The 23,571-nt window shown below is 68.8% G+C and carries 21 protein-coding genes; 9 read left to right on the forward strand and 12 right to left on the reverse strand.

What is annotated here, in order from left to right; all coding sequences use genetic code 11:
• Positions 1-85 precede the first annotated feature (85 nt).
• Positions 86-1,276 carry a cytochrome P450 gene (locus C6A86_RS22515; RefSeq protein WP_105365062.1) on the reverse strand — a complete coding sequence of 397 codons (1,191 nt, stop codon included), beginning with the start codon at positions 1,274-1,276 and terminating at the stop codon, positions 86-88.
• On the reverse strand, positions 1,264-2,100 hold the full coding sequence (locus tag C6A86_RS22520; RefSeq protein ID WP_105365061.1) for a mycofactocin-coupled SDR family oxidoreductase: 837 nt from the start codon (positions 2,098-2,100) through the stop codon (positions 1,264-1,266). The genes C6A86_RS22515 and C6A86_RS22520 overlap by 13 nt, the downstream gene beginning before the upstream one ends.
• A gap of 135 nt (positions 2,101-2,235) precedes the next feature.
• On the opposite strand from C6A86_RS22520, the gene C6A86_RS22525 reads away from it, so the two are divergent.
• Positions 2,236-2,826 carry a TetR family transcriptional regulator gene (locus C6A86_RS22525; protein ID WP_396834111.1) on the forward strand — a complete coding sequence of 197 codons (591 nt, stop codon included), beginning with the start codon at positions 2,236-2,238 and terminating at the stop codon, positions 2,824-2,826.
• On the opposite strand, the gene C6A86_RS22530 is transcribed toward C6A86_RS22525, so the two are convergent.
• Positions 2,731-4,620 (reverse strand): heavy metal translocating P-type ATPase, encoded by a 1,890-nt coding sequence (locus tag C6A86_RS22530; protein WP_311100871.1) that lies wholly within the window; start codon positions 4,618-4,620, stop codon positions 2,731-2,733. The two genes, C6A86_RS22525 and C6A86_RS22530, sit on opposite strands and share 96 nt — an antisense overlap.
• Before the next feature lie 68 nt (positions 4,621-4,688).
• Here C6A86_RS22530 and C6A86_RS22535 point away from each other — a divergent pair, with 68 nt between their 5' ends.
• Together C6A86_RS22535 and C6A86_RS22540 are read left to right on the forward strand one after the other, a co-directional pair.
• The gene (locus tag C6A86_RS22535) at positions 4,689-5,078 is read left to right on the forward strand and encodes a metalloregulator ArsR/SmtB family transcription factor (RefSeq protein ID WP_105361669.1); all 390 of its coding nucleotides are present in this window, start codon (positions 4,689-4,691) and stop codon (positions 5,076-5,078) included.
• A 319-nt stretch (positions 5,079-5,397) separates the two neighbouring features.
• Complete coding sequence (locus C6A86_RS22540; RefSeq protein WP_105361670.1) at positions 5,398-6,375, forward strand: MPT63 family protein; 978 nt, start codon at positions 5,398-5,400, stop codon at positions 6,373-6,375.
• A gap of 150 nt (positions 6,376-6,525) precedes the next feature.
• On the opposite strand, the gene C6A86_RS22545 is transcribed toward C6A86_RS22540, so the two are convergent.
• From C6A86_RS22545 to C6A86_RS22575, 7 genes are all read right to left on the reverse strand, one after another.
• Positions 6,526-7,560 carry a hypothetical protein gene (locus C6A86_RS22545; protein ID WP_105361671.1) on the reverse strand — a complete coding sequence of 345 codons (1,035 nt, stop codon included), beginning with the start codon at positions 7,558-7,560 and terminating at the stop codon, positions 6,526-6,528.
• Between the two features lie 108 nt (positions 7,561-7,668).
• Positions 7,669-8,319 carry a hypothetical protein gene (locus C6A86_RS22550; RefSeq protein ID WP_142406870.1) on the reverse strand — a complete coding sequence of 217 codons (651 nt, stop codon included), beginning with the start codon at positions 8,317-8,319 and terminating at the stop codon, positions 7,669-7,671.
• Between the two features lie 33 nt (positions 8,320-8,352).
• The gene (locus C6A86_RS22555) at positions 8,353-9,291 is read right to left on the reverse strand and encodes a Ppx/GppA phosphatase family protein (protein ID WP_105361675.1); all 939 of its coding nucleotides are present in this window, start codon (positions 9,289-9,291) and stop codon (positions 8,353-8,355) included.
• Positions 9,288-9,779, reverse strand: a complete 492-nt coding sequence (locus C6A86_RS22560) for a DUF501 domain-containing protein (protein ID WP_311100872.1) — start codon at positions 9,777-9,779, stop codon at positions 9,288-9,290. The genes C6A86_RS22555 and C6A86_RS22560 overlap by 4 nt, the downstream gene beginning before the upstream one ends.
• On the reverse strand, positions 9,772-10,485 hold the full coding sequence (locus C6A86_RS22565; RefSeq protein ID WP_311100873.1) for a septum formation initiator family protein: 714 nt from the start codon (positions 10,483-10,485) through the stop codon (positions 9,772-9,774). The genes C6A86_RS22560 and C6A86_RS22565 overlap by 8 nt, the downstream gene beginning before the upstream one ends.
• 9 nt (positions 10,486-10,494) lie before the next feature.
• Complete coding sequence (gene eno / locus C6A86_RS22570) at positions 10,495-11,784, reverse strand: phosphopyruvate hydratase (RefSeq protein ID WP_105361959.1); 1,290 nt, start codon at positions 11,782-11,784, stop codon at positions 10,495-10,497.
• Between the two features lie 82 nt (positions 11,785-11,866).
• Entirely contained in the window at positions 11,867-12,613 is a 747-nt protein-coding gene (locus C6A86_RS22575) for a lytic murein transglycosylase (protein WP_199196066.1), read from the reverse strand.
• Between the two features lie 247 nt (positions 12,614-12,860).
• Between C6A86_RS22575 and C6A86_RS22580 the strand changes: the two genes are divergently transcribed.
• From C6A86_RS22580 to C6A86_RS22605, 6 genes are all read left to right on the forward strand, one after another.
• On the forward strand, positions 12,861-13,796 hold the full coding sequence (locus C6A86_RS22580; RefSeq protein ID WP_105361960.1) for an EfeM/EfeO family lipoprotein: 936 nt from the start codon (positions 12,861-12,863) through the stop codon (positions 13,794-13,796).
• Positions 13,793-15,088 (forward strand): Dyp-type peroxidase, encoded by a 1,296-nt coding sequence (locus C6A86_RS22585; RefSeq protein WP_105361961.1) that lies wholly within the window; start codon positions 13,793-13,795, stop codon positions 15,086-15,088. Before C6A86_RS22580 ends, C6A86_RS22585 begins: the two co-directional genes overlap by 4 nt.
• Positions 15,089-15,152: 64 nt before the next feature.
• Complete coding sequence (locus tag C6A86_RS22590; RefSeq protein WP_105361962.1) at positions 15,153-15,698, forward strand: hypothetical protein; 546 nt, start codon at positions 15,153-15,155, stop codon at positions 15,696-15,698.
• Between the two features lie 104 nt (positions 15,699-15,802).
• Positions 15,803-17,236: a PepSY domain-containing protein gene (locus C6A86_RS22595; protein WP_105361963.1), complete on the forward strand. Its 1,434-nt coding sequence runs from the start codon at positions 15,803-15,805 to the stop codon at positions 17,234-17,236.
• Complete coding sequence (locus C6A86_RS22600; protein ID WP_105361964.1) at positions 17,229-17,723, forward strand: copper chaperone PCu(A)C; 495 nt, start codon at positions 17,229-17,231, stop codon at positions 17,721-17,723. The genes C6A86_RS22595 and C6A86_RS22600 overlap by 8 nt, the downstream gene beginning before the upstream one ends.
• Positions 17,716-18,909 carry a Dyp-type peroxidase gene (locus C6A86_RS22605; protein WP_105361965.1) on the forward strand — a complete coding sequence of 398 codons (1,194 nt, stop codon included), beginning with the start codon at positions 17,716-17,718 and terminating at the stop codon, positions 18,907-18,909. Before C6A86_RS22600 ends, C6A86_RS22605 begins: the two co-directional genes overlap by 8 nt.
• A gap of 72 nt (positions 18,910-18,981) precedes the next feature.
• Here the strand turns inward: C6A86_RS22605 and C6A86_RS22610 are convergent, their stop codons facing one another.
• Both C6A86_RS22610 and mfd read right to left on the reverse strand, forming a co-directional pair.
• Positions 18,982-19,899 (reverse strand): nucleoside triphosphate pyrophosphohydrolase, encoded by a 918-nt coding sequence (locus C6A86_RS22610; RefSeq protein WP_105361966.1) that lies wholly within the window; start codon positions 19,897-19,899, stop codon positions 18,982-18,984.
• Positions 19,896-23,537 (reverse strand): transcription-repair coupling factor, encoded by a 3,642-nt coding sequence (mfd, locus tag C6A86_RS22615; RefSeq protein WP_311100874.1) that lies wholly within the window; start codon positions 23,535-23,537, stop codon positions 19,896-19,898. Before mfd ends, C6A86_RS22610 begins: the two co-directional genes overlap by 4 nt.
• Positions 23,538-23,571: the final 34 nt, after the last annotated feature.

A 23,571-nucleotide genomic window follows, 5' to 3' on the forward strand; every position in this document is an offset into this window, starting at 1 on the left:
GTTTCGCCGAAACTGTATTCCAGACGGCAAATTTCGAGTGCGCACCTTCTGGAACACAGTTTCGGCGCCGGGCTAGGGCGCCGGGCTAGAAGGTGATCCGCAGCTTCTCCCAGCCGCGCACCGTCGAAGTGGGCGCCAACTGGGCTGTGTCGTAGTCGATTTCCCAGTCCGGGAACCGGTTGAGCAATTCGTCGAGGGCGACCCGGCCCTCGAGGCGGGCCAGGTTCGCCCCCAGGCAGTAGTGCAACCCCTTGCCGAAGGTGAGGTGGCTGATGTTGTCGCGATGGATGTCGAACTCATCGGGCAGCCGGTAGCGGCGCGGATCGCGGTTGGCCGCGCCGAACAGCAGCAGCATGGCACTGCCCGCCGGCACGGTCTGGCCGTAGGCCTCGAAATCCCTTGCCACCCAGCGGGCAACGTGCGGGCCGGTCGGTTCGAAGCGCAGCGTCTCGTCCACCACCCTGTTCAGCAGCGAACGGTCGTTGCACACTGCACGGCGCTGCTCGGGGTGCTCGGCGAGCACCTTGGCGAGCCAGCCGATGAGCCGGCCGGTGGTCTCGTTGCCCGCACCGGCCACGACCTGGGTGTAGTGCAGCACCTCCTTGCGGGTCAGCTTGCGCGTCACCCCCGACTCGTCCTCGAATTCGACGTTCAGCAGCGCGGTCATCAAGTCGTCGGACGGGTTCTGCGACCGCCACTGCACGTAGTCGGCGTAGATGCGGCCGTCGGCGATCTTGTCGGCATCGCGCACCTTCATCGGGGCGCCCGGCTTGGTGCGCAGGTTCGCGTCGTTGGCGTCGCGTACCCCGATCTGCTCGGATTCCGGTATGCCGAGCAGCATTCCGATGACCCGCATCGGCATGATGGCGGCCAGCTCGGCGATGATGTCGAAACCGCCGGAACCCACCTGCGGGTCCAGGGAGCGCACGCAGAACTCGCGGATCTGATCCTCGATCGCGGCCATCCGGCGCGGGGTGAACACCCGAGACATCAGCGCCCGCAGCATCGAATGCACCGGTGGGTCCTCGAACATCATCACACCGTCGGGCATGTCGAAATCGGACTGCACCAGTTCCAGGATGTCGCTTCGGCTGTTGGAGAACGTCTCCCAGTTCGAGAGCGCCTGCTCGACGTCGCTGTGCCGGGACAGCGCCCAGAACCGGTATTTCTCGTTGTAGTACAGCGGCGCCTCGTCACGCAGGGTGGCGTAGGTGGGATATGGGTCGTGCACGATGCCGACGTCGTACGGGTCGTAGTACACCGTCACTTCAGACAGCTCCCGGCGTCCACGGGCAGCGTCACCCCGGTGATGTAGCGCGCCTCGTCGGAGGCCAGGAACAACACCGCATTGCTGATGTCCTCGACCTCCACCCACGGGATGGGCAGCATGTGGAACGTCCGGCAGATCGGCTCCAGATCTGCCTGCCCCGGATTCTCCAGGTCCGGGCGAAACATCCGATAGGTTTTCTCGTTCATCAGCATCGGGCTGTTGACATGGGTGGGATGCACCGAGTTGACACGGATCGAATGCTGCCCCAACTCGACGGCGAAGGACCGCATCAGGCCGACCACCCCGTGCTTGGCCGCCACGTAGTGTCCGGTGTGCGGGTAGGCCTTGGTGCCGGCCACCGAGCTGGTCAGGATGATGGAACCGCCACGCCCGCCCGCCAGCATGTGCGGCACACCGGCCTTCACCGATTTCCACACCCCGCTGAGGTTGACGTCGATCATCTCCTGCCAGAGATCCTCGGACATCCGGTCGAGTTTCACCCCCGTGGTGCCGATCCCGGCGTTGGCCGCGATGATGTCGAGGCGCCCGAGTTGTTCCACACCGCTGTCCACGGCGGCCTGCAGGGCGGCGCCGTCGCGGACGTCGACCTCGGCGGTAATGATCCGGCGTCCGAGGTTTTTGACCAGCCCGGCCGTCTCGGCGAGGTCCTCGGCGGTGGCGCCCAGCGCCGGCGAATTCTCGAACGTCCGGCAGATGTCGACGGCGATGATGTCGGCACCTTCGGCGGCCAGCCGCACCGCGTGGCTGCGGCCCTGCCCGCGCGCCGCACCGGTGATGAAAGCGACCTTGCCCTCGACCCGACCAGCCATGACACCGTCCTCCGACATTTTGGGCGATCGCCCAACAGTTATGCTGTGGCCATGTCTAGCAGCACCGCGGTAAAACGGTCAAGAGCCGGCGATTCTGCCGCACGCAGCGCATTGATCCGAGCGACCGCTCAGATCATGCTGGACGAAGGATATGCGGCGGCGACATCGCGGCGGGTGGCCGCGAAGGCCGGGGTGAAGCCGGCGCTGGTGCACTACTACTTCCCCAGCATGGACGAGTTGTATCTGGCCGTGCTGCAGGCCGGCGCCGAGATCAACCTCGACCGGCAGCGTCGGACGCTGAGTGCCGACGCACCCCTGCGTGCGTTGTGGGAACTGAACAACGCCACCGGCGCCCAGCTCTGGATGGAATTCATGGCACTGGCCAACCACCGCAAGACCATCGCCAGCGAGATCGCCGGGTACGCCGAACGGTTCCGCGATCTGGAGGAGGCCACGCTCGGCGCGGCCCTGCGCGCCCACGGGGTGGACACCGCCGCCTTCCCCCCGGTGGTGATGTCGATGATCGTGGCCAGCCTGGCGCGCATCATGGTGCTCGAGGAAGGCCTGGGAATCTCCCGCGGTCACCCGGAGGCGAAGGCATTCATCGACACGTACCTGGACCGGTTCGAGCTACCGGGCGGGCCAGGCCCCGCGGCGCAGCAGCCGCAATCCGTTGAGAGCCACGATGACGGTCGATCCTTCGTGACCGGCGACGCCCAACGGTAAAGGTAAGTACCAGAACAGGTCCCACACCACCAGCACCACGATGAAGGTCCCGGCGATGGCCAGATTGGCCAGCACCATCCGGCGCGCGCGCCGGGCCAGGGCCAGCACCGCCGGGATGGCGGTCAGATCGTCGCGGACGGTGACCGCGTCCGCGGTCTGCAGGGTCAGGTCTGCACCGGAGCGCCCCATCGCGATCGACGCGTGCGCCGCCGCCATCGCCGGAGCGTCATTGACACCGTCGCCGACCACCAGCACCCGGCCGGGCAGTTCTCGCACCGCGGCCACCTTCTGGTCCGGTAGCAGTTCCGCGCGCACCGCACCGATGCCCACCTCGTCCGCCAGATGCGCCGCGGCTCCGCGATTGTCCCCGGTCAGCAGCACCGGACGATGCGTGGTGAGGCCCGACAAAGCGCGCACCGCGTCCGCCGCGGCGGGGCGTGCGGTGTCACGCAGACCGATCACCCCGGCCGGCACTCCGTCGATGACGACGACGACGACGGTCACACCGGATTCCTCCAGTTCGGTCACCTCCGGTATCGCCGGGCCCGGTGCCGCACCGGGATTGACCACCTCGACGTGGTGCGACTGCACCGTCGCCCGCACCCCGCGCCCCGGTACCGCCTGGAAGTCGAGCGCCGGCGGGATGTCGATCCCGCCGGCGCGGGCATGCGCGACGATCGCCCGCCCGAGTGGATGTTCGCTGTAGCGTTCGGCCGCCGCGGCCGACCGCAGGACCTCCCGTGAGGGGGCGGTCACCACCCGGGGCGTGCCCGTGGTGAGGGTGCCCGTCTTGTCGAACGCAACGGTGTCCACGGTGGCCAGATGTTCCATGGCGACAGCCGATTTGACCAGCACGCCGTGCCGACCGGCGGTAGCGATGGCTGACAGCAACGGCGGCATGGTGGCCAGCACAAGAGCGCACGGGGACGCGACGATCATGAACGTCATCGCCCGCAGCAGCGCCGAGCGCAGGTCCTCACCGAACAGCTGCGGCACGATGAACAGGGCCAGCGTCGCGGCCACCATGACCACCGAGTAGCGCTGCTCGACCTTCTCGATGAACAGCTGGGTGTGGGCCTTGGTGGCCGATGCCTCCGCCACCAGGGTGACGATGCGCGCCACCACACTCTCTGCGGGATCGCGGATGACGCCGGCCTGCAATGCTCCGGCCCCGTTCAGGGTGCCCGCGAAGATCTCGTCGCCGGGACCGACCGGGACCGGTAGCGGCTCACCGGTGATCGAGGACTGGTCGACATCCGATGTGCCGGTCAGCACCGCGGCGTCCGCCGGAATGCGTTCCCCGGGCCGCACCTGGATGCGGTCACCGACCCGCAACTCGGTGGCGGCCACCACGCGCTCGCCACCGTTGTCGATCAAGGTGGCGCGTTCGGGCGCCAGGCTCAGCAGCGCGCGCACGGAATCCGCTGTCCGCGTGGTGGCCACGTCCTCCAACGCACCCGAGGTCGCGAAGATGACGATCAGCAGTGCGCCGTCGAAGACCTGCCCGATCGAGGCGGCGCCGACCGCTGCCAGCACCATGAGCAGGTCGACATCGAGGCGCCGCGCGGCGAGCTCCCGCAACCCGTCGAGTCCGGGCTGCCACCCTCCCGCCGCGTAGCACGCGAGATACAAGGTCCACCAGATGATTTCGGGCGCACCGAGTAGTTGGGCGGCCAATCCCAGCGCGAAGAAGATCAGCGCCACGACCGCCCACCGCACCGACGACAGGGACCACGCCGCACTGCGGGTGGACCGGGTCGTGCGTGCTTGCAGCTGCCGAACGTCCGTCACCATCTTCACATCAAAACATGTAAAGTTCTACATGTCTAAACGTCGAATGGGCGCCGTGGTTCAATTGACGAATGGGACACGGCGTGGACGGTTCCGGAGGCCAGGAGCGCAGCGACACGGGAAGTGTGCTGACCCCTCCGGTGACGTCACTGGACCCCGCCTCGGCGGTCAAGGTCGCCGAAACGCTGCAGGCCCTCGCCTCGCCGAATCGACTGCTGATCCTCACCCGGCTGCGCCAGGCCCCGTGCACGGTGACCGACCTGTCGGCCGCCGTCGGGATGGAGCAATCCGCGGTGTCCAATCAGTTGCGGCTGCTGCGCGCACTGGGCCTGGTGACCGGTGATCGCGCGGGCCGCAACATCGTCTACCGCCTCTTCGACAATCATGTCGCGCAACTGCTGGACGAAGCGGTTTTTCACATCGAGCATCTGCGCCTCGGCGCCCGCGACGACACCGCGTAAAGCCCGGGCACCGGCGTTTCGACGCACCAGTTTCTGATTCGGCAGCCCTGGCAATACAGCTGTATGGAGCAAATTCCACCGAATTAGCACCCGCCCGGCGCAGACGTCGCTGACCGGCACAGCAAAGAAATTGATCCCGCCCGTAATATTTGCTGAACTTTGTCGCCGCGATTTCATCCGGGCACTCCACAGCGGTATCGGGTACCGTCCGGCGGCCCTGCGACGGTTCCGTCGGCCCTGGTCACCTGCTAACTTCGCTGATTGTGTGCACCCCATCGGGGGGAACGCCGATATTCGGACGACTCAGGAGTGAAACACCGTGAAGACCACCAGCATCGCGGCCGCGTTTGCGGCTGCGGCCATTGCAGCCGCAGGGGCGATCACCGCCCTCAGCGCGCCGATCGCGATTGCCGACGACCACAACGCCGTGAACACCACCCACCTCGGGAGCCAGGCCGAACTCGTCGACGGCAACGTCGTGCAGGGCTGGACGGTCACCGGCCTGAAGGTCAGCACCGACACGATCCCCTACCAGCCGCAGGGCACCCTCTGGGAGGCCACGGCCACCGACCAGGCCATCCAGGGCAGCGCGATCCCGATCGTGTCCAACTTCAACGCCCGCGCCCGGGACGGCCAGACCTACCGCGCGCTGTTCGGCGTGGCGACCGCCCAGGGTGTCAACCCGGCGACGCTGGCGCAGGGCCAGCAGACCTCCGGCAAGGTCTACTTCGACGTCACCGGCTCGGCGCCAGACAGCGTCGTCTACGCCACCAACGCCACCGACCTGATCGTCTGGGTCACCCCGCCGCCCGCCGCAAGCACCGGTGGTGCCGCAGCGGCCGGCGGCACCTGGACCTACCCGGCCCCGGGCGAGACGTCGCCGTACACCGCGACCCTCGAGATCTCACCCACGGAGACCCCGGCCGCTCCGGCGGACGCCGAGGCGACCACACCCGCACCCACCACGGTCCCGGCCGAAGCCGGCCGCCAGGGCACCCCGCTGCCCGAGGGCACCGCGGAGACCGCTGCGGTCCCGGCCGGCAGCCAGGGCACGCCGCTGCCGGAGGGCGAGCCGGGCCTGACCCCGGCCGGCGTGCAGGAAGTCCCGGCGGCTGCGGCTGTTCCCCCCGCCGAGGGCGCGGTACCGACCGCCGTGGAGGGCACCGCGCCGGCACCGGCCGCCGTCGACGGCACCCTGCCCGGCGACGAGGCCCGCATCGACGGAGGCAGCCAGGGCACCCCGTTGCCCGAGGGCGCGGCGCCGACCACCACCCCGGTCATCGCACCGCCGGCGTAAAACCCTGCTTCACAACGTAATCGGCGCCCCGGTCCCATCGGACCGGGGCGCCTTCGGGTCTCAGATCGGGTGCCACAGGCCGAAGCAGTTGGCCTGGGATAACTCAACTATTCTCCGAGGCGACGCGCCATGCTTACTGGCGCACGCGCATCAGTGCGATTCCTCGAATCGCCGACGTTGCCGTGCCCCGTAGGCCGCCGCCTTCACGGCTTTGTCGTCCTCCATTCCCGAACCCAAGGCGCCGCCCAACGTGGCGATGGCGGCCACCAACCACGAGATCAACAGCAATGACGAAAAGCTGACTGGCTGACCGATGTTCTGAGACACCAGTTGCGGCGGCAACGTCCACCACGCGGTCACCAACAGCAAGAGAAATAGCGCGATGTGGAAGACAATCACCCCCAAGGTCAAAGTGATGACAGTCGACGCGTTGTACAACGCCGCACGGTCCCGCTCGTCGGGCGATGAGGGCCGTTCCCACAAGCCGTGTTCGACAATGAGCCAACCGATCATCGCTGCGCTCGCCAAGACCGTTGCCGCGCCCATCCGCCACGGGCCCATGGTGACCGACAATTGCCAGATCGTCGGATAGGCAAGGCTGACAGCTCCGGTCGCGAACGCCGCCATCATCACCTTCGACATACCGGTAACCAGTCGCCACGGGCGGTTTGCGTACACCATGCCCGCCAGCAGCCGCAGGCGCGGAAGGGCTGACTGCGCGACATAGCGGACAACGCCGTCGTCCTGTATCCGCGCCAGCCCGTTCGCCTGCGTTTCCTGTTGGCCCGACTGCCGCGTCACCTCGGCCACAACCGCGCGCGCCACCGATCTCACTCGACGATCGATGAACGCACCACCCAAACCGGGGATACAGATGACGCCGAATCGGTCGCGCACGCTGATATCGGCTATTACCGGCGTCTTGCCCCGTCGCCGCGGCAGATCGGTGAGATAGATGACGATGTCTTCTGTCTCGTCGTCCGGACCCACCGCGCTGATGACGTCCGCCATCTCGGCATGTTCGTCGAGCGGGAAAGCGTGCGGTCGCACAGCCACGTCCCAGCTCTCTCCGGCGGCGCCAAGGTCAGTGAGCATCTCCGGCAGCGAACCAGACAGACGCTCGGCGATCTTGGCCGGTGCGCCAGGGTCGGCGACCAGCAATATCGATGAAAGCTTTCCGGGCATTCACTTCGGCTACCCGCTCGGTGGGCAACCAAACTCGCCATGTTGGTCAGACGGCGACGAAGCCCGATAAAGCTGCAGGTGCCACCCCGATCGCGTTCGTCGGCCCGCTCAGGAGTGCGTGGTCCACCAGTTGTACAGGTGATCGAGCGTCGGCCCGGCCGGACGGCCCTGGGTCACCGCGATCATCTGCTGATCGATATCGGTCCAGGCCAGCATCGGATTGTCGTTCTGGATACCGCAGACAAGGGTGCCGCTGACCTCGTGCAGCGACGCGTTGTGCCGCCACGGCCCGGGTGACTGGATTCGCCCCGGGCAGTCCACCACGGTCGACGTCGACGCCAGATCCTCGATGGCGGCATCGAGTGCGGCGGTGTCCAGCAGCAGCGAGTAGGTGGCCGACATCGGGCCGCCCGGATCCCTGTTGACGGTGCACGCAATGGTGGACATCGCCCCTTGCAGCCGGGCCACCGGCTTGCACGCGCCGGCCGGGTACCCCTTCGGCAGCGCCTTCATCAGCCGCGCATTGGGATCGTCGGCGGCTGCCGAAGTGGTTGGCGCCGCTGAGGTTTCCGGCGCCGCCGACTGCTCAACCGCGGGATCGTCCGGTGCCGAGGGGCGCAACAGCAGATAGCCCGCTGCGGCACCGATCGCCAGCACGGCGGCGGTGATCCCGACGATGACGCCGATATTCGGTCCGCGCTTCGCCGGTGGGCGCGGGACCACGGGCGGAGGTGTGCCACCCGAATTCCATGTGCTCAACGCCGCTCCTCCTCACGTTTCACCGCCACCACGCTAGGCGATGGACAGCGCAATACCGTCCAGGATGTCGTGCTCGCTGACCACGAGTTCGCTCAGGCCGGCCCGTTCGGCCAGGACCCGGGCCAGTTCCTCGACGATGATCGCGCCACCCGGGATGACATCGGCCCGGCCCTCGTGCATGGGTCCGAGCGCCAGCCGCTGCTCGCCGGACATCGCGATGAGCTGCGCGCAGACCGGCAGCAGATCGCTGAAGGCCGTCCGCGACAGGTGAATCGCCGCAGGGTCGTACACCGGCAGCCGGTGCGCCAGCGCCGCCAGCGTGGTGAAGGTGCCGGCCACCCCCACCCAGGTGTGGGCGCCCTCGACCGGGACCACCGCCAGGGCTTCGGCCAGCCGTTCACGCACCACCGCCCGGGCGGCGCCGATCTCGGCTGCCGTCGGCGGATCCGTATGCAGGCAGCGTTCCTTGATCCGCACACAGCCGATATCGGCCGAGTAGGACGCTGTCACCTCCGAGTCGCCGAGCACCAGTTCGGTGGAACCACCGCCCAGATCGACCACCACGAAAGGCGCTGCGCCGGGGTCAAGTTCACCGACAGCTCCGCGGAAGGACAGCTCGGCTTCCTCGGTCCCGGTGATCACCTCGGCGACTGCGCCCGGCGATACCGAACCCAGCAGCCGCGCGGTCATCGCGAAGAACTCGTCGCGGTTGCCGGCATCGCGGGCCGCCGACGTCGCCACCATGCAGACCTTGCGCACGCCGTGCGAACGCATCAGCTCGACATAGTCGGACAGCGCGGACTCGGTGCGTGCCAACGCTTCCGGGGCGAACTCCCCGGTGGCATCCACACCTTGGCCCAGTCGCACGATGCGCATGTCGCGGTGCACATCGCGCAGCCGCCCGTCCCCGCCGGGTTCGGCGATGAGCAGGCGGATCGAGTTGGTGCCGCAGTCCACGGCACCGACCGTCATGTCCACACCTCGCGGTCCAGGATCGCGGCCATGCCGGGTTCGGCGGCCAGCAGCGCGAGCGCCTCGTCGCCGAACGGGTTGAGCCCCGGGCCCTTGGCCAGCGAATGCGCCATCACCACGTGCAGGCACTTGACCCGGTCGGGCATACCGCCGCCGGTGAACGTGGTGCCCAGCGGTTCGATGGCATCACGTTCGGCGAGGAAGGACTCGTGGGCCCGCAGATAGGCCGCCGCCAGCTCGGGATCCTGCGCCAGTCGCTCGGTCATCTCCCGCATCAGGCCCGAGGACTCCAACCGGCTCGCGGCGGCGGTCAGCACCGGATGGGTCAGGTAGTACAGCGTCGGGAACGGGGTCCCGTCAGGAAGTTTCGGTGCCGTCTTCACCACGGCGGGCTCCCCGTTGGGACACCGGTACGCGATCTCCAAGACGCCGCGCGGCTCACGACCGAGTTGCTGCGCGACGGCGTCCAGGTCTGCCTGCTCAACCACCGGCGGGTGGGGGGTCCGCAGGGACGTCGGTCGGCTCCGCGGGCGCCGGAGCGGGAGTGATCACCGGCGAAACCCCATGTGGGGCATCGGCAATGGTGTGCCACAGCGAGGTGTACCACGGATCACCGGAGGCCACCTCCGGGGCGTCCGGGCCGGTCACCGGGGCCGCGGTGGCACCCGGAGGCAGTTGCACCTGGTACGGGATGTCGCCGGGCATCACGAAACCCAGCCGTTCCCGGGCCTGGGCCGCGATGAACACCGGGTCTTCGAGCTTGATCTTCTGCTGCTCCAGATCCGCGATCTGCGAACGGAGCTGCGCTTCAACGGTTTTCAACTGATTCATCTCGGTTCGCTGGGCGAAGTAGGTGCGCACCGGGCCGGCGATGGTCAGCGTGAGCACACACACCACCGCGGCCAGGATCGCCGCTCGCCGGGCCGCCGACCCGAAGCGCTGATCGGACTGCTGCTCGGCGGATTCGGCGACCGATTTGCGGATCGCCTCGGCGACGGTGTCCGGCCCGGGATCCGGGGAGCCGGCGCCGGACTGCAGGGCGTCGGCCGCTTCGCGGGCCTCACGGCCCTCCCGGCTCTCGATGGCGCGCGGTTCACGCCGCGACGCCGCACGCGGACGGCCCGCCCCGCCCGCCCTGCCCGGCCTGGGGGCAGGGCCGCGGCGGCGCGGATCGGGCCGTTTCGCGTCGGGCATGAAACGTGTCTACTGGCTCGCAGGCGCAAAACGCGGGAAGGCGAGGTCACCGGCGTAGCGAGCGGCGTCACCGAGGGCTTCCTCGATGCGCAGCAGCTGGTTGTACTTCGCCACCCGCTCGCTGCGCGCCGGCGCACCGGTCTTGATCTGACCGCTGCCCACCGCCACCGCCAGATCGGCGATGGTGGTGTCCTCGGTCTCGCCGGACCGGTGGCTCATCATGGTGCGGTAACCGCTGTTGTGCGCCAGCGACACCGCATCCAGCGTCTCGGTCAGGGTGCCGATCTGGTTGACCTTCACCAACAGCGCGTTGGCGGCACCCTTCTCGATGCCCTCCTCCAGGCGCTCGGGGTTGGTGACGAAGAGATCGTCACCGACCAGCTGCACCCGGTCTCCGATCGCGGAGGTCAGCGCGACCCAGCCATCCCAGTCGTCCTCGTCCAGCGGGTCCTCGATGGAGACCAGCGGGTAGGAATCCAGCAGGCCGGCGTAGAACTCCGCCATCTGCTCTGCGGTGCGGGTCTCCTTCTCGAACGCGTAACCGGTTCCCTTGGTGTGGAACTCGGTGGCCGCCACGTCCAGCGCCAGCGCGATATCCGAGCCCACCTTGAAGCCCGCCGCCTCGATGGCGGTGCCGATCAGATCGAGCGCGGCCTTGGTGCCGGGCAGATCGGGCGCGAAACCACCCTCGTCGCCGAGACCGGTGGACAGGCCTTGCTTCTTGAGCACCGCCTTGAGCGAGTGGTAGACCTCCGCGCCCCAGCGCAGCGCCTCCTTGAACGTCGCCGCACCGATCGGCGCGATCATGAATTCCTGGACGTCGACCCCGGTGTCGGCATGCGCGCCGCCGTTGATGATGTTCATCATCGGGACCGGCAGAATGTGGGCGTTGGGTCCGCCGAGGTAGCGGAACAGCGGCAGGCCGGCGGACTCCGCCGCGCCACGGGCCACCGCGAGGGACACGCCCAGGATCGCGTTGGCGCCCAGCCGCGACTTGTCGGGGGTGCCGTCCAGATCCAGCAGCGCCTGGTCGATGAGCCGCTGGTCGTCGGCGGACAGCCCGATGACCGCGGGCGCGATCTCGTCGAGCACCGCCTCCACGGCCTTCTCCACGCCCTTGCCGCCGTAGCGGGTGCCGCCGTCACGCAGTTCGACAGCCTCGTGCTCGCCGGTCGACGCACCGGAGGGCACCGCGGCCCGGGCGACTGTTCCGTCGATCAGGGCCACCTCGACCTCAACGGTCGGGTTACCGCGCGAGTCCAGGATCTCGCGGGCTCCGACCTGTTCGATGATGGGCACGGGCTCCTCCTTGGTGAAGACAGTTCTGTTACCGGGTCTTGTGCTCATAAGAGCCTAGAGGTTGCGGGCCGGCGCGGCGTGCTCAGCTGGGATGAGCGTCGGCGTAGGCGGTGGCCCAGTCCCGGACGCTGCGGGCGTACTGGTTGGACAGGTTGTAGGCGCGCAGCGCTTCCATCCAGCCGCGCGGGGTGGACAGGTCCTTGCCACGCCAGCACAAATAGCCCGCCGCCGACAGCGCGGCGTCGTCGAAGTTGTCCGGGCTGATGTCGTTGTCGTTGTTGGCGTCCACCCCGTACAACCGCCAGGTCTCCGGGATGAACTGCATGGGCCCCATGGCCCGGTCCAGGTGCGGGTCCCCGTCCAGCACACCGTTGTCGGTGTCCAGGATCTGCATGTTGCCCAGCGTGCCGTCCAGTTGGACCCCGCGGATCGGCGGGCGCACGTCCCCGCCCGGGGCGACGGTGGCGCCCTGATAGGTGCCGTGATGGCTCTCGACCATCCCGATACCGGCCAGCGTCGTCCAGGCCAGGTTGCACTTGGGATTCACCACCTGGGCCACCCGCGCGGCATAGGCGTAGGCCTCCAGCGCCCTGGCCGGGATACCGATCGCGGGCGCAAGTTCGGCGGCCCAGTCGCTGAGCTGGTCGGCGGGCCGCCCGGGAGCGTTCGTGTCGATCTCGGGGACCGGGGCACCCCGCGGCGGCGGCACGCCCTCGGGGATCGGGTCACCGGTCTGGAATGTGCAACTGGAGGCCAGCAGCAGCAGCGCGGCGGTCAGTACGGCGGCCACCCGCCACCAACGGGCCCGTCGACTCGCCGCGCCGGGCACGGGTGCCGGTCCGGAGACAGCCGCGGGAACGGTCGGCGCCGGCCGCGACACACTCCCTACGTCGGACAAGGCTCTCCCTCAACCACCGGCAACACCAACGACAGATGGGGGCCGATATCCCCCGATCAAGAGTAACGGTGGCGCCGACGGGCATCCCTGAACGCGCGGTTCGGGACCGATTAGAGAGGTATGCCTATCCAACCCAGGTCGAACAGGTACTGTGCTGGCATTCACTAGAGGAGGTCCGATGGGACGGCATTTCGCCTGGCAGATACCGGTTGTCGCGGCAGCACTGATTCTCAGCGGATGTTCGAGCAACAGCTCGGACTCCGGCTCGGATGCGACGACGTCGAGCTCCGCATCGGGCGCGTCGGCGACCAGCTCTGCCGCGGCCGCACCCAATCCGCTGACCGAGAAGGCCGCCGCCGAGTACAAGGCCTACGCGATCGCGCAGATCGACGAGCTCGTCGCCGCGGTCAAGGTGTTCACCGACGCGGTACGGGCCGGGGACCTCAAGGCAGCCCAGGACGCCTACGCCCCCTCGCGCGCGCCATGGGAGCGCATCGAACCGCTGGCCGGGCTCGTCGAGGAGATCGACGGCAAGATCGACGCCCGCGTCGACGACTTCTCCGGCGCCGACGACCCCGAGTTCACCGGGTGGCACCGCCTCGAATTCCTGCTGTTCGAGAAGAACACCACCGATGGCGGTGCCCCGTTCGCCGATCAGCTCGACGCCGACATCGCCGCGCTCAAGGAGCAGTTCCCGTCGGTCGAGGTGAAGCCGGTGGACGTGTCCACGGGCGCCGCCGAGCTGATCGAAGAGGTCTCCGAGGGCAAGATCACCGGTGAAGAGGACCGCTACGCCAAGACCGACCTGTGGGATTTCGACGCGAACGTGCAGGGTGCCCGCGATGCGGTCGGCAAGCTGAGCCCGGCACTGGTGGAGGCCGATCCGGCGCTGCTCGGCAAGATCGACGCCGGTATCAACTCGGTGTTCGAGACGCTGGGGCCGCTGCGCCGCGGTGACGGCTGGGTGCTGTTCTGCACCGAGAACGACCCGTATCCGTCCGCGCGCTGCCCCGATGTGACCGTGACGCCCCAAGTGATCGACACGCTGAAGGCCGAACTGGCCGGGCTGTCGGAGAACCTCTCGCAGGTCTCGGGAGTGCTGAAACTGCAGTGACACAGCGGCCACCACGTCGCGGGATCTCCCGCCGCGGGTTCGTCGCGGGTGCCCTGGGCACCGGCGCCGCGGTGGGAGCGGGTGCGCTGGCGGGCTGTTCCTCGGACAGCTCGTCCTCCGGAGACAGCACCGCGGCACGGTTCATCGATTTCGAAGGCCAGCACCAGGCCGGGATCACCGCGTTACCCATCCCCGAACAGGGGCTGATCGCGTCGTTCAACGTGCACGCGCGCAACCGCGCGGAACTGACCTCGACACTGCGCGAGATCACCGACGAGATCCGTGGCCTGATGGCCGGAAAGCCGCCGGAGACAAGGGATCCCGCCTATCCGCCGGTCGACTCCGGGATCCTCGGCGAGAAGCCGCCCGCCGACAATCTGTCGATCGTGGTCGGCGTCGGGGCATCCCTGTTCGACGAGCGCTTCGGGCTGGCCGACCGCAAACCCCGCGAGCTGGTCACCATGCCGTTCCTGGCCAATGACCGGCTCGATCCCAAGCTCTCGCACGGCGACATCTGCATCATCTTCGAGTCCGGTCACAACGACACGATGCAGTTCGCGTTGCGGCAGCTGATGCGGCGCACCCGCAGCGATCTGGTGTTGCGCTGGATGATCGACGGCTACGCGCGCGGCATCGGCGCCGGGCGTGCCGCCGTCACGTCGAACGCGGCTGTGACGTCGACCGCAGAGACCGCCACCCCGCGAAACCTGTTGGGGTTCAAGGACGGCACCTCCAATCTGGACGTGACCGACGCCGCCGTCATGGATCGTCACGTCTGGGTGGGTCCCGGCGACGACGAACCGGAGTGGGCCGTCGGCGGGACCTACCAGGCCGTGCGCATCATCCGTAACTTCGTCGAGTTCTGGGACCGTACCCAGCTCATCGAGCAGGAGGCCCTGATCGGCCGGTCCAAGCTCAGCGGCGCCCCGCTCGGGATGACGGGTGAGTTCGACGATCCGGACTTCGCGGCGGACCCGGATGGTGTGCGGATCAAGCTGAACGCGCACATCCGGCTGGCCAACCCGCGCACCCCGGAAACCGACCAGAACCTCATCCTGCGGCGCGGCTTCAACTACTCGCGCGGTTTCGACGGCGCCGGACGCCTCGACCAGGGGCTGGCGTTCGTCGCCTACCAGCGCAGCCTGCAGCGGGGCTTCCTCGCCGTGCAGGAGCGGCTCAACGGTGAGCCGCTGGAGGAATACATCATGCCGGTGGGCGGTGGGTTCTTCTTCGTGCTGCCCGGGGTGACGGGCCACGACCGGTTCCTCGGCGACCGGCTCGTCGACTACTAGGGCTCTACTACTAGGGCTCTACTACTAGGGCTCTACTACTAGGGCTCGTAGTAGAGTCCCGCTGGTGACCACGCCGGCAAGACGCGCGCACTGGCTGCGCGCTGCGCTGGTCGGCGTCAGCGCGGCGGCCGGCACCATTGGTGCGCACGCCGCGGCGTCGGGGATGTTCCCGCACGGAGCCGCACTGGTGGCGGCACTGCTGGTGTGTGCCACCTCGGGTGCGGCCGCGGCGGGCATCCGGCTGCAGAACCGCCACGCCCAACTGCTGGGGCTCATCGCGGCGCTGGGCGCCGCGCAGCTGCTCGGCCACCTGACCCTGGCGCTGGCCGGTGGGTATCACGGCGGGGGCGGTCTCGGCATGACCCCGACGATGCTCGCGGCCCACACCGCCGCGGCCGTGGTCCTCGGTATCGCCATCGGTGCCGTCGAACACCTGTACCTGGTCTGTTCATCGGTCCTGCGGTGGCTGCGGTTGTTCGCCACCGTGACCCCGCGCCCGGCGCCTCCCCGTGCCCGTCGTCGCACCAACAACGTTGTCGCACAGTCTCTGCTGTGGCATACCGGGCTGGGCATGCGCGCCCCGCCGATGGGTGGCGTCGCGACCGCTTAGCGGTCGCTGCTGTCACGATGCCGCGGCCTTCCGGTCGCGGCCGTCCGCACGCCTGCCGTATCGGGCGCTGCGTCCCCACCCATCGCTTCTGCCGAAGGCATTTCATGACCCAAACCGGCGACACCGTCGATTCCACGTCCCACACCGACCCGGCACCACCGCGACGCAGTTGGCGTCCGTTCGTGGTGCGCCTGCACTTCTACGCGGGTGTACTCATCGCCCCGTTCTTCCTGATCGCCGCCGTCACCGGCGGCCTGTACGCGATGGCACCGTCCATCGAACGCGTCATCTACGGCGACATCCTGACCGTGCCGGAGTCCGGCCAGCCGATTCCACTCGGCGATCAGGCCGCCGCCGCGCAGAACGCCTTCCCGGCACTGACCATGACCGGTATGCGCCCGGCCGCCGACGCGAAAGAGTCCACCCGGGTGTACTTCGCCGACCCCACCCTCGACGAGGAACTGCAGCGGGCGGTCTTCGTCGACCCGTACACCGGGCGGGTGCTCGGCGACGAGGCCAGCTGGCTGGGCTACCTGCCGGTCAGCACCTGGCTCGACGGCTTCCACCGGCACCTCAACCTCGGCGAACCGGGCCGTATCTACAGCGAACTCGCCGCCTCCTGGCTGTGGGTGGTCGCCCTCGGCGGCGTGGTGCTGTGGCTGACCAAGACGGCCGCCGAGCGACGTCGCGGACGACCCGGGCGTGTGCTGCGGCTGGACCGCAGCCGCACGGGCCGCGCCCGCACCATGAACTGGCATGGCGCCACCGGGGTGTGGCTGCTCGCGGCGCTGCTGTTCCTGTCCGCGACCGGCATCACCTGGTCGACGTACGCGGGTGAACACGTGTCGGACCTGCGCGCGGCCATGAACTGGAAGCGTCCGGCACTGGACACCGCCCTGACGCCGGGGAACGCCGTGGTGCCCGACGAGCACGCCGGCCACACCGGGCACACGGCGCCGGTCACCGGTGCCGCACCGTCGGTGGTCGACTACGAGGCGGTGCTGCGCGCCGCGGCCGGCGCCGGGGTGCACCTGCCGTTGGAGGTGACGCTGCCCGCCGAACCCGGACAGGGCATCGGCGTCGCCGAGATCGACAAGCCCTACCGGCTGACCACGAACGCCGCATCGGTGGATCCGGTGACGAACACCGTGACCAGCGAGATCGATTACTGGCGTGACTATTCGGTGGTCGCCATGCTGGCCGACTGGGGTATCCGCGGGCACATGGGACTGCTGTTCGGTCTGCTCAACCAGCTGTTGCTGCTCGGTGTCGCCGTCGCGCTGGTCGCGGTGATCATCGGCGGGTACCGGATGTGGTGGCAGCGCCGCCCGACCCGCGGATCGGCGTGGGCGGTCGGCCGTCCGCCGGTGCGCGGTGGACTGCGGCGATTGTCCCCTGTCACGATCGGCGTGCTGGTGGTGACCGCGGTCGCGGTGGGCTGGTTCCTGCCGCTGCTGGGAATCTCGTTGGCCGCCTTCGTGGTTGCCGACCTCGCCCTCGGCGCGGCCAAGCAGCGCAAGGAGCGGACCGATGCGTAAGTCACTGATGGCGCTGGCCGTCGCGCTGTTGGCCACCGCATGCACCTCCCCCACCGCGGAGCACACCGATCACGCGATGGCCTCCGAGGTGGTGTTCGAGGAGCAGTGGGCATCGGCCGGCGACGGCGAGATGGCCGCGGTGTTCGGCACGCTGGTCAACAACGGGCACCACGAGGCTCGGGTCGTGTCCGGCAGCTCACCGGCGGCCGGCCGCGTCGAGGTCCACGAGGTCGCCGGCGACGCCGGTGCGAAAACCATGCGCCCCAAGGAAGGTGGGATCGTCCTGCCGGCCGGCGGTCGGCACGAACTGGCACCGGGCGGTGATCATCTGATGCTGATGGATCTCACCGCACCGCTGGCGGTGGGATCCGATATCGAGCTGACGGTGCAGTTCGAGGACGGTTCCACGCTGCCGGTCACCGTGCAGGTACGCGACTTCGCCGGGGCCAACGAGGAATACCAGCCCAAGCACGACGGCCATGGTTGATGTGAACCGGCGGCGCCTCCTGACCGGGGGCGCCGCCGCGCTGGCCGCCGGGGCCGCTCTCACGCAGTGCGCCGCGCAATCGGCCACACCGGTTGCCGACGGTTTCGGCGGTGACGTCGAGCCGTTCCACGGCCCACATCAGGGCGGCATCACCACGGCACCGCAGGCACATGCGCTGTTCGTGGCGCTCGATCTCGCACCGGACGCCGGGCGCAGCGCCCGTGAGACGCTGGCCGCAGTGCTCAAGCTGTGGTCGGCGGACGCGGCCCGGCTCACCCAGGGCCGTCCGGCCCTGGCCGATACCGAACCGGAGTTGGCCGGACGCCCGGCACGGCTGACGGTCAGTGTGGGGCTGGGGCCGGAGGTGTTCGACCGCATCGGACTGGCGCACCGTCGGCCGCCGACCGCCATCGAGATGCCCGCGTTCCGGACCGACCGGCTCGACCCGGCGTTCTGCGGCGGCGATGTGCTGCTGCAGATCTGCGCGGATGACCCGATGGTCGTCGCGCACACCAGCCGGGTGCTGTTGAAGAATGTGCGGGCGATGACGCGGCAACGCTGGCGCCAGCACGGGTTTCGGCATGCCCACGGCGCCGACGGGTCGGGCGCCACGATGCGCAACCTGATGGGGCAGGTGGACGGCACCGCGAATCTGCGGGACACCGCAGAATTCGACCGGTTCATCTGGGATGCGGGCGCCGGCCAGCCCTGGTTCGCCGGGGGCACCATCCTGGTGCTACGCCGGATCCGCTCCGAGATGGACACCTGGGACGAACTCGACCGGGCCAGCAAGGAATTCGCGGTGGGCCGGCGCCTGGACACCGGTGCCCCGCTGACCGGGACACGCGAGGACGACGTCCCGGACCTGGACGCGCAGGTCAACGGCATCCCGGTCATTCCGCCCAACTCGCATATCGCGCTGGCGCGTCACCACAACGACGATGAACGGTTCCTGCGGCGGCCCTACAACTACGATGATCCGCCGCCTGCCGGGATCACCACCGACTGCGGGCTGATCTTCGCGAGCTATCTGAGAGACCCGGCGCGCCAGTTCATCCCGGTACAGCAGCGGCTGGCCGAGGCCGATGCGATGAACCAGTGGATCACCACGGTGGGATCGGCGACGTTCGCGATGCTGCCGGGCGTGGCCGAGGGGGGCTGGCTGGGGCAGACCCTGCTCTCGTAACCGCCGAAACTGTATTCCAGACGGCAAAGTTCGCGTGCACGCCGTCTGGAATACAGTTTCGGCGGAGTGGGGTCACGCGGGCCAGTGCGCGCGCCACTCGTCGGCGCCGATGGGCTCCGGCGGTGTTTCCCCGATGGCGTCGCCGCCCCGGGCGGCCTTGACGGCCTGTTCGGCCCGCCGGACGGTGTCGATGAACTCCAGAGTGGCTGTGCGCAGGGTGTTCTCGGCGTCGGATTCCACGCCGATCCGCACCTCGCGCAGCGAATCGGGGATCAGCTCATCGGGGACACCCGCTCCGGCGCAGCGTTCGAGCACCTTCTGCGTCAGCGCCAGCGCGGGCTGGCCCGTCGGCACATCGTCCATGCAGGAGTCACGCACCTTCTCGTGGCGTTTGCGTTCCTCCCACTGGGCGAGTTGCTCCTCCAGTGACACCGAATCCCCGGCGAGCACCCCCGCGGCGCGGTTGCCCAGCTTGCGGACCAACGCGTCGGCGACATCGTCGATACCGAACGGGTGAGCCGGCGCGTCCTCGGCGATGCGGGCGTGAAAGAGCACCTGCAGCAACACATCTCCGAGTTCTTCGCGCAGCTCCTCGGCGTCCCCGCCGCGCACCGCGTCGAACAGCTCGTAGGTCTCCTCCAGCAGGTAGCGCCGCAGCGAATCGTGGGTCTGCTCGCTCTCCCACGGGCCGTCGGTGCGCAGCTTGTCCATGATCGCGACCGCGTCGACAAGCCGCTCTCCGGCCTGCGGTGCCGGCGAGGCGATCAGCTGCTCGCCCGCCGCCAGCCGGGCCTTCACACTGGGATGCTCGGGATCCGAGGACAGCAGCACCGGGGCCGGGTCACCGTCGTAATCCGGGCGCGCCGAGGGCAGTGACCATGGCACCTTGATCGGCATCTCCTCGGTGTACTGCACATCACCGGCGAGCAGGCCGACGGCTTCCACCGGGACCAGCGAGGGCCGGCGCGGGTCCACCAGGACGATGGTCATTGCGCACCTCCAGGCGGAATTGCGGCCCCGTCTCCCATGGCGGTGATGTCGACCTCGCCCGCCGGCCGACCATCCAGGGCCAGCAGTAGACCCGCAACCGCTTGCAGCAGTTCGAGATCGCGGATACGCGGCGCGCCCACCCCGGTGCCTGCCCGCGGAATCGGGATCTGCACCGTGGATGTCGTCGCCCGGTAGGCCGATCCCGGATAGACCCGCTTGAGCCGCATCTGACCGGAGTCCAGCAGCGTCAGCGGTGCGACCTTGATCGTGGCATCGGAGATCGTGGCCACCTCGGTGACCCCGTACTCGCGGCACAGCAACCGCAACCGTGCCACCGCGATCAGCCGTTGCGCCGGTTCGGGCAGCGGACCGTAGCGGTCGACGAGTTCCTCGATGACGCGGTCCACCCCGGCGCCGTCGGAGGCCGCAGCCAGCCTGCGGTAGGCCTCCAGCCGCAGCCGGTCGCTGCCGATGTAGTCCGGCGGGAAGTGGGCGTCGACGGGGAGGTCGATGCGCACATCCTTGGGTTCCTCCACGGTGCTGACGGTCTTCCCGTCGACGGCGGCGCGGTAGGCCTCGACAGCCTCACCGACCAGCCGCACGTACAGGTCGAAACCGACACCGGCGACATGGCCGGACTGTTCGATACCCAGCACATTGCCCGCACCGCGAATCTCCAAGTCCTTCATGGCAACCGCCATGCCGGCGCCGAGTTCGTTGTTCTGCGCGATGGTGGCCAGCCGGTCGTGGGCGGTCTCGTTCAACGGCACCTCCGGCGGATACAGGAAGTACGCGTACCCGCGCTCGCGGCTGCGGCCGACCCGACCACGCAGCTGATGCAGCTGTGACAGGCCGAAGGTATCGGCGCGCTCCACGATCAGGGTGTTGGCGTTGGAGATATCCAGGCCGGTCTCGACGATGGTGGTGCAGACCAGGATGTCGTAGTCGCGGTTCCAGAAGCCCTCGACGGTCTTCTCCAAGTTTTCCTCGGCCATCTGACCGTGCGCCACCACCACGCGCGCCTCCGGCACCATGGCCTGCACCCGCGCGGCGGCCTGGTCGATCGACTTGACCCGGTTGTGGATGTAGAACGCCTGCCCGTCGCGCAGCAACTCGCGGCGCAGTGCCGCGGCGACCTGCTTGTCGTCGTGCGGACCGACGTAGGTGAGCACCGGGAATCGTTCCTCGGGCGGGGTGAGGATGGTCGACATCTCGCGGATGCCGGCCAGGCTCATCTCCAGAGTCCGCGGGATCGGGGTGGCGCTCATGGTCAGGACGTCGACGTGGGTGCGCAGGCTCTTGATGTGTTCCTTGTGCTCGACGCCGAAACGCTGCTCCTCGTCCACGATCACCAGGCCGAGGTCCTTCCAGCGCACCGCGGTCTGCAGCAGCCGGTGCGTGCCGATGACGATGTCCACCGAACCGTCGGCCATACCGTCCAGCGTGGCCTTCGAGTCGGCCGTATCGGTGAAGCGGGACAAGCCCTTCACGGTGACCGGGAAGCCCGCGGTGCGGGCGGTGAACGTCTGCAGATGCTGGTCGGCCAGCAGCGTGGTCGGCACCAGCACCGCTACCTGCTTACCGTCCTGCACGGCCTTGAACGCCGCGCGGACCGCGATCTCGGTCTTGCCGTAGCCGACGTCACCGCAGATCACCCGGTCCATCGGGACGGCCTTCTCCATGTCGGCCTTGACCTCGGTGATGGCGGTCAACTGGTCGATGGTCTCGGTGAAGCCGAACGCGTCCTCCATCTCGGCCTGCCACGGGGTGTCCGGCCCGAACGCGTGGCCGGGGGCCGCTTGGCGTTTGGCGTACAGCGCCACCAGCTCACCGGCGATCTCCCGAACCGCCTTGCGCGCCTTGGTTTTCGTATTGGTCCAGTCACTGCCGCCGAGCCGGCTCAGGGTGGGTGCCTGACCGCCGACATAGCGGGACAGCTGGTCCAGCGAATCCATCGGCACGTACAGCTTGTCGGTACCACCGCCCCGCTTCGACGACGCGTATTCGAGAACCAGGTATTCGCGCCGCGCTCCGCCGATCACCCGTTCGGTCATCTCGACGAACTTGCCGATGCCGTGCTGGTCGTGCACCACCAGGTCGCCGGCCGTCAGCGCCAGCGGGTCGACGACGTTACGACGTTTGGCGGCAAGCCTTTTCCCGTCGGTGGCGGCGACTCTGTTACCGGTGAGGTCGGTCTCGGTGATGATGACGAGATTGGCCCCCGGGATCACCAGGCCGTCGTGCAGTGGGCCCTTGAGCACGCCGACCACACCGGCGGCGGGCTGCGCGCCGGGCTCCAGCAGCGCTGCCGGCGTATCGGATTCGCCGAGCTGCTCGACCACCCGGTGTGCAGTGCCGGTGCCCGGTGTCACCACGGTGGCGAACCCGCCCGTGGCGACGTGCGCGCGCAGCATCGCGAAGATCTCCTCGACGATGTTCTGGCTACGCGCCGACGGGGCGGGCCGGACATCGAGTTCGACCGCCGACCCGTCGTTGAGCTGGCTCAGCGTCCACCAGCGCCCCGCCGCGGCCCGCACCTCGTCGAGGTCCCGGAAACCGGACCCCCCGAGGGATTCGATATCGACGGGGGCGGCCCCGCCGATCGCGGCGACCGACCAGGACGCCTCCAGGAATTCGCGGCCGGTGCGGATCAGGTCGGCGGCGCGCGAGCGCACCTTCTCCGGGTCGCACACCAGCACCGGTGTGCCCTCGGGCAGGTGGCTGGTGAGCAGGGTCAGCGCGTCGGGTTGCAGCACCGGCAGCAGCGCCTCCATCCCGTCGACCGGGATGCCCTCGGCGAGCTTGGCCAGCATGTCGCCGACACCGCCGGCGACGGTGTTGTCGGTTTGCGGGCCGGCGTCGACAAGCTGCCCGGCGCGTTCCTTGACCGCATCGCTGAGCAGGATCTCCCGGCACGGGACGGCAATCAGGTGATCGATCTCGATCTCGGTGATGGACCGCTGATCGGCCACCGAGAACATCCGCATCTCGGAGACCTCGTCACCCCAGAACTCCACGCGTACCGGATGTTCGGCGGTCGGCGCGAAGATGTCGAGGATGCCGCCGCGGACCGCGAACTCGCCACGCTTGGCCACCATGTCCACCCGGGTGTAGGCCAGCTCCACCAGCCGGGCGATGGTGGCGTCGAAATCGGAGTCGGCACCGACCGTGAGCGTCACCGGCTCGATGTCGCCGAGATCGACCACCATCGGCTGCAGCAGTGAGCGGGTGGTGGTGACGACGACCCGCAACGGCGGGCCCAGGTGCTCGTCCTCGGGATGCGCGAGCCTGCGCAGCAGCATCATCCGGGCCCCGACCGTCTCCACGCCGGGTGAGAGCCGCTCATGCGGGAGCGTCTCCCAGGACGGGAACAGCGCAACGGCGTCGCCGAAGACGGCCTGCAGTTCGGCGGTCAGGTCGTCGGCCTCGCGGCCGGTGGCGGTCACCACCAGCAGCGGGCCGGTGCGGGCCAGCGCGGCCGCGGCGAACAGCCGGACACTGGCGGGGCCGACCATCGCCAACGAGTCCGGGCGGGTCTGCGCGCGGGCGATCAGATCGGTGAAGGTGGGCGAGCTGAGCGCCAGGTCGACGAGCCCCGCGATCGAGTTTTGGACATGCGTGTGCCCCGGTGCGGTCATGATGGGTCCATCCTAGGCGGCGCCCGGCAGTGAC

The organism is Mycobacterium sp. ITM-2016-00316, from assembly GCF_002968335.2.
Taxonomy (GTDB): Bacteria; Actinomycetota; Actinomycetes; order Mycobacteriales; family Mycobacteriaceae; genus Mycobacterium.

Excerpts from the sequence above, each read along its gene's own strand:
- mfd (WP_311100874.1), bottom strand. The coding sequence starts at position 23,537 with ATGACCGCACCGGGGCACACGCATGTCCAAAACTCGATCGCGGGGCTC.
- C6A86_RS22525 (WP_396834111.1), top strand. The coding sequence starts at position 2,236 with ATGCTGGACGAAGGATATGCGGCGGCGACATCGCGGCGGGTGGCCGCG.
- C6A86_RS22520 (WP_105365061.1), bottom strand. The coding sequence starts at position 2,100 with ATGGCTGGTCGGGTCGAGGGCAAGGTCGCTTTCATCACCGGTGCGGCG.
- C6A86_RS22595 (WP_105361963.1), top strand. The coding sequence starts at position 15,803 with ATGACCCAAACCGGCGACACCGTCGATTCCACGTCCCACACCGACCCG.
- C6A86_RS22565 (WP_311100873.1), bottom strand. The coding sequence starts at position 10,485 with ATGCCCGACGCGAAACGGCCCGATCCGCGCCGCCGCGGCCCTGCCCCC.
- C6A86_RS22555 (WP_105361675.1), bottom strand. The coding sequence starts at position 9,291 with ATGACGGTCGGTGCCGTGGACTGCGGCACCAACTCGATCCGCCTGCTC.
- C6A86_RS22610 (WP_105361966.1), bottom strand. The coding sequence starts at position 19,899 with ATGACCATCGTCCTGGTGGACCCGCGCCGGCCCTCGCTGGTCCCGGTG.
- C6A86_RS22605 (WP_105361965.1), top strand. The coding sequence starts at position 17,716 with ATGGTTGATGTGAACCGGCGGCGCCTCCTGACCGGGGGCGCCGCCGCG.
- C6A86_RS22530 (WP_311100871.1), bottom strand. The coding sequence starts at position 4,620 with ATGGTGACGGACGTTCGGCAGCTGCAAGCACGCACGACCCGGTCCACC.
- C6A86_RS22580 (WP_105361960.1), top strand. The coding sequence starts at position 12,861 with ATGGGACGGCATTTCGCCTGGCAGATACCGGTTGTCGCGGCAGCACTG.
- C6A86_RS22600 (WP_105361964.1), top strand. The coding sequence starts at position 17,229 with ATGCGTAAGTCACTGATGGCGCTGGCCGTCGCGCTGTTGGCCACCGCA.
- C6A86_RS22545 (WP_105361671.1), bottom strand. The coding sequence starts at position 7,560 with ATGCCCGGAAAGCTTTCATCGATATTGCTGGTCGCCGACCCTGGCGCA.
- C6A86_RS22535 (WP_105361669.1), top strand. The coding sequence starts at position 4,689 with ATGGGACACGGCGTGGACGGTTCCGGAGGCCAGGAGCGCAGCGACACG.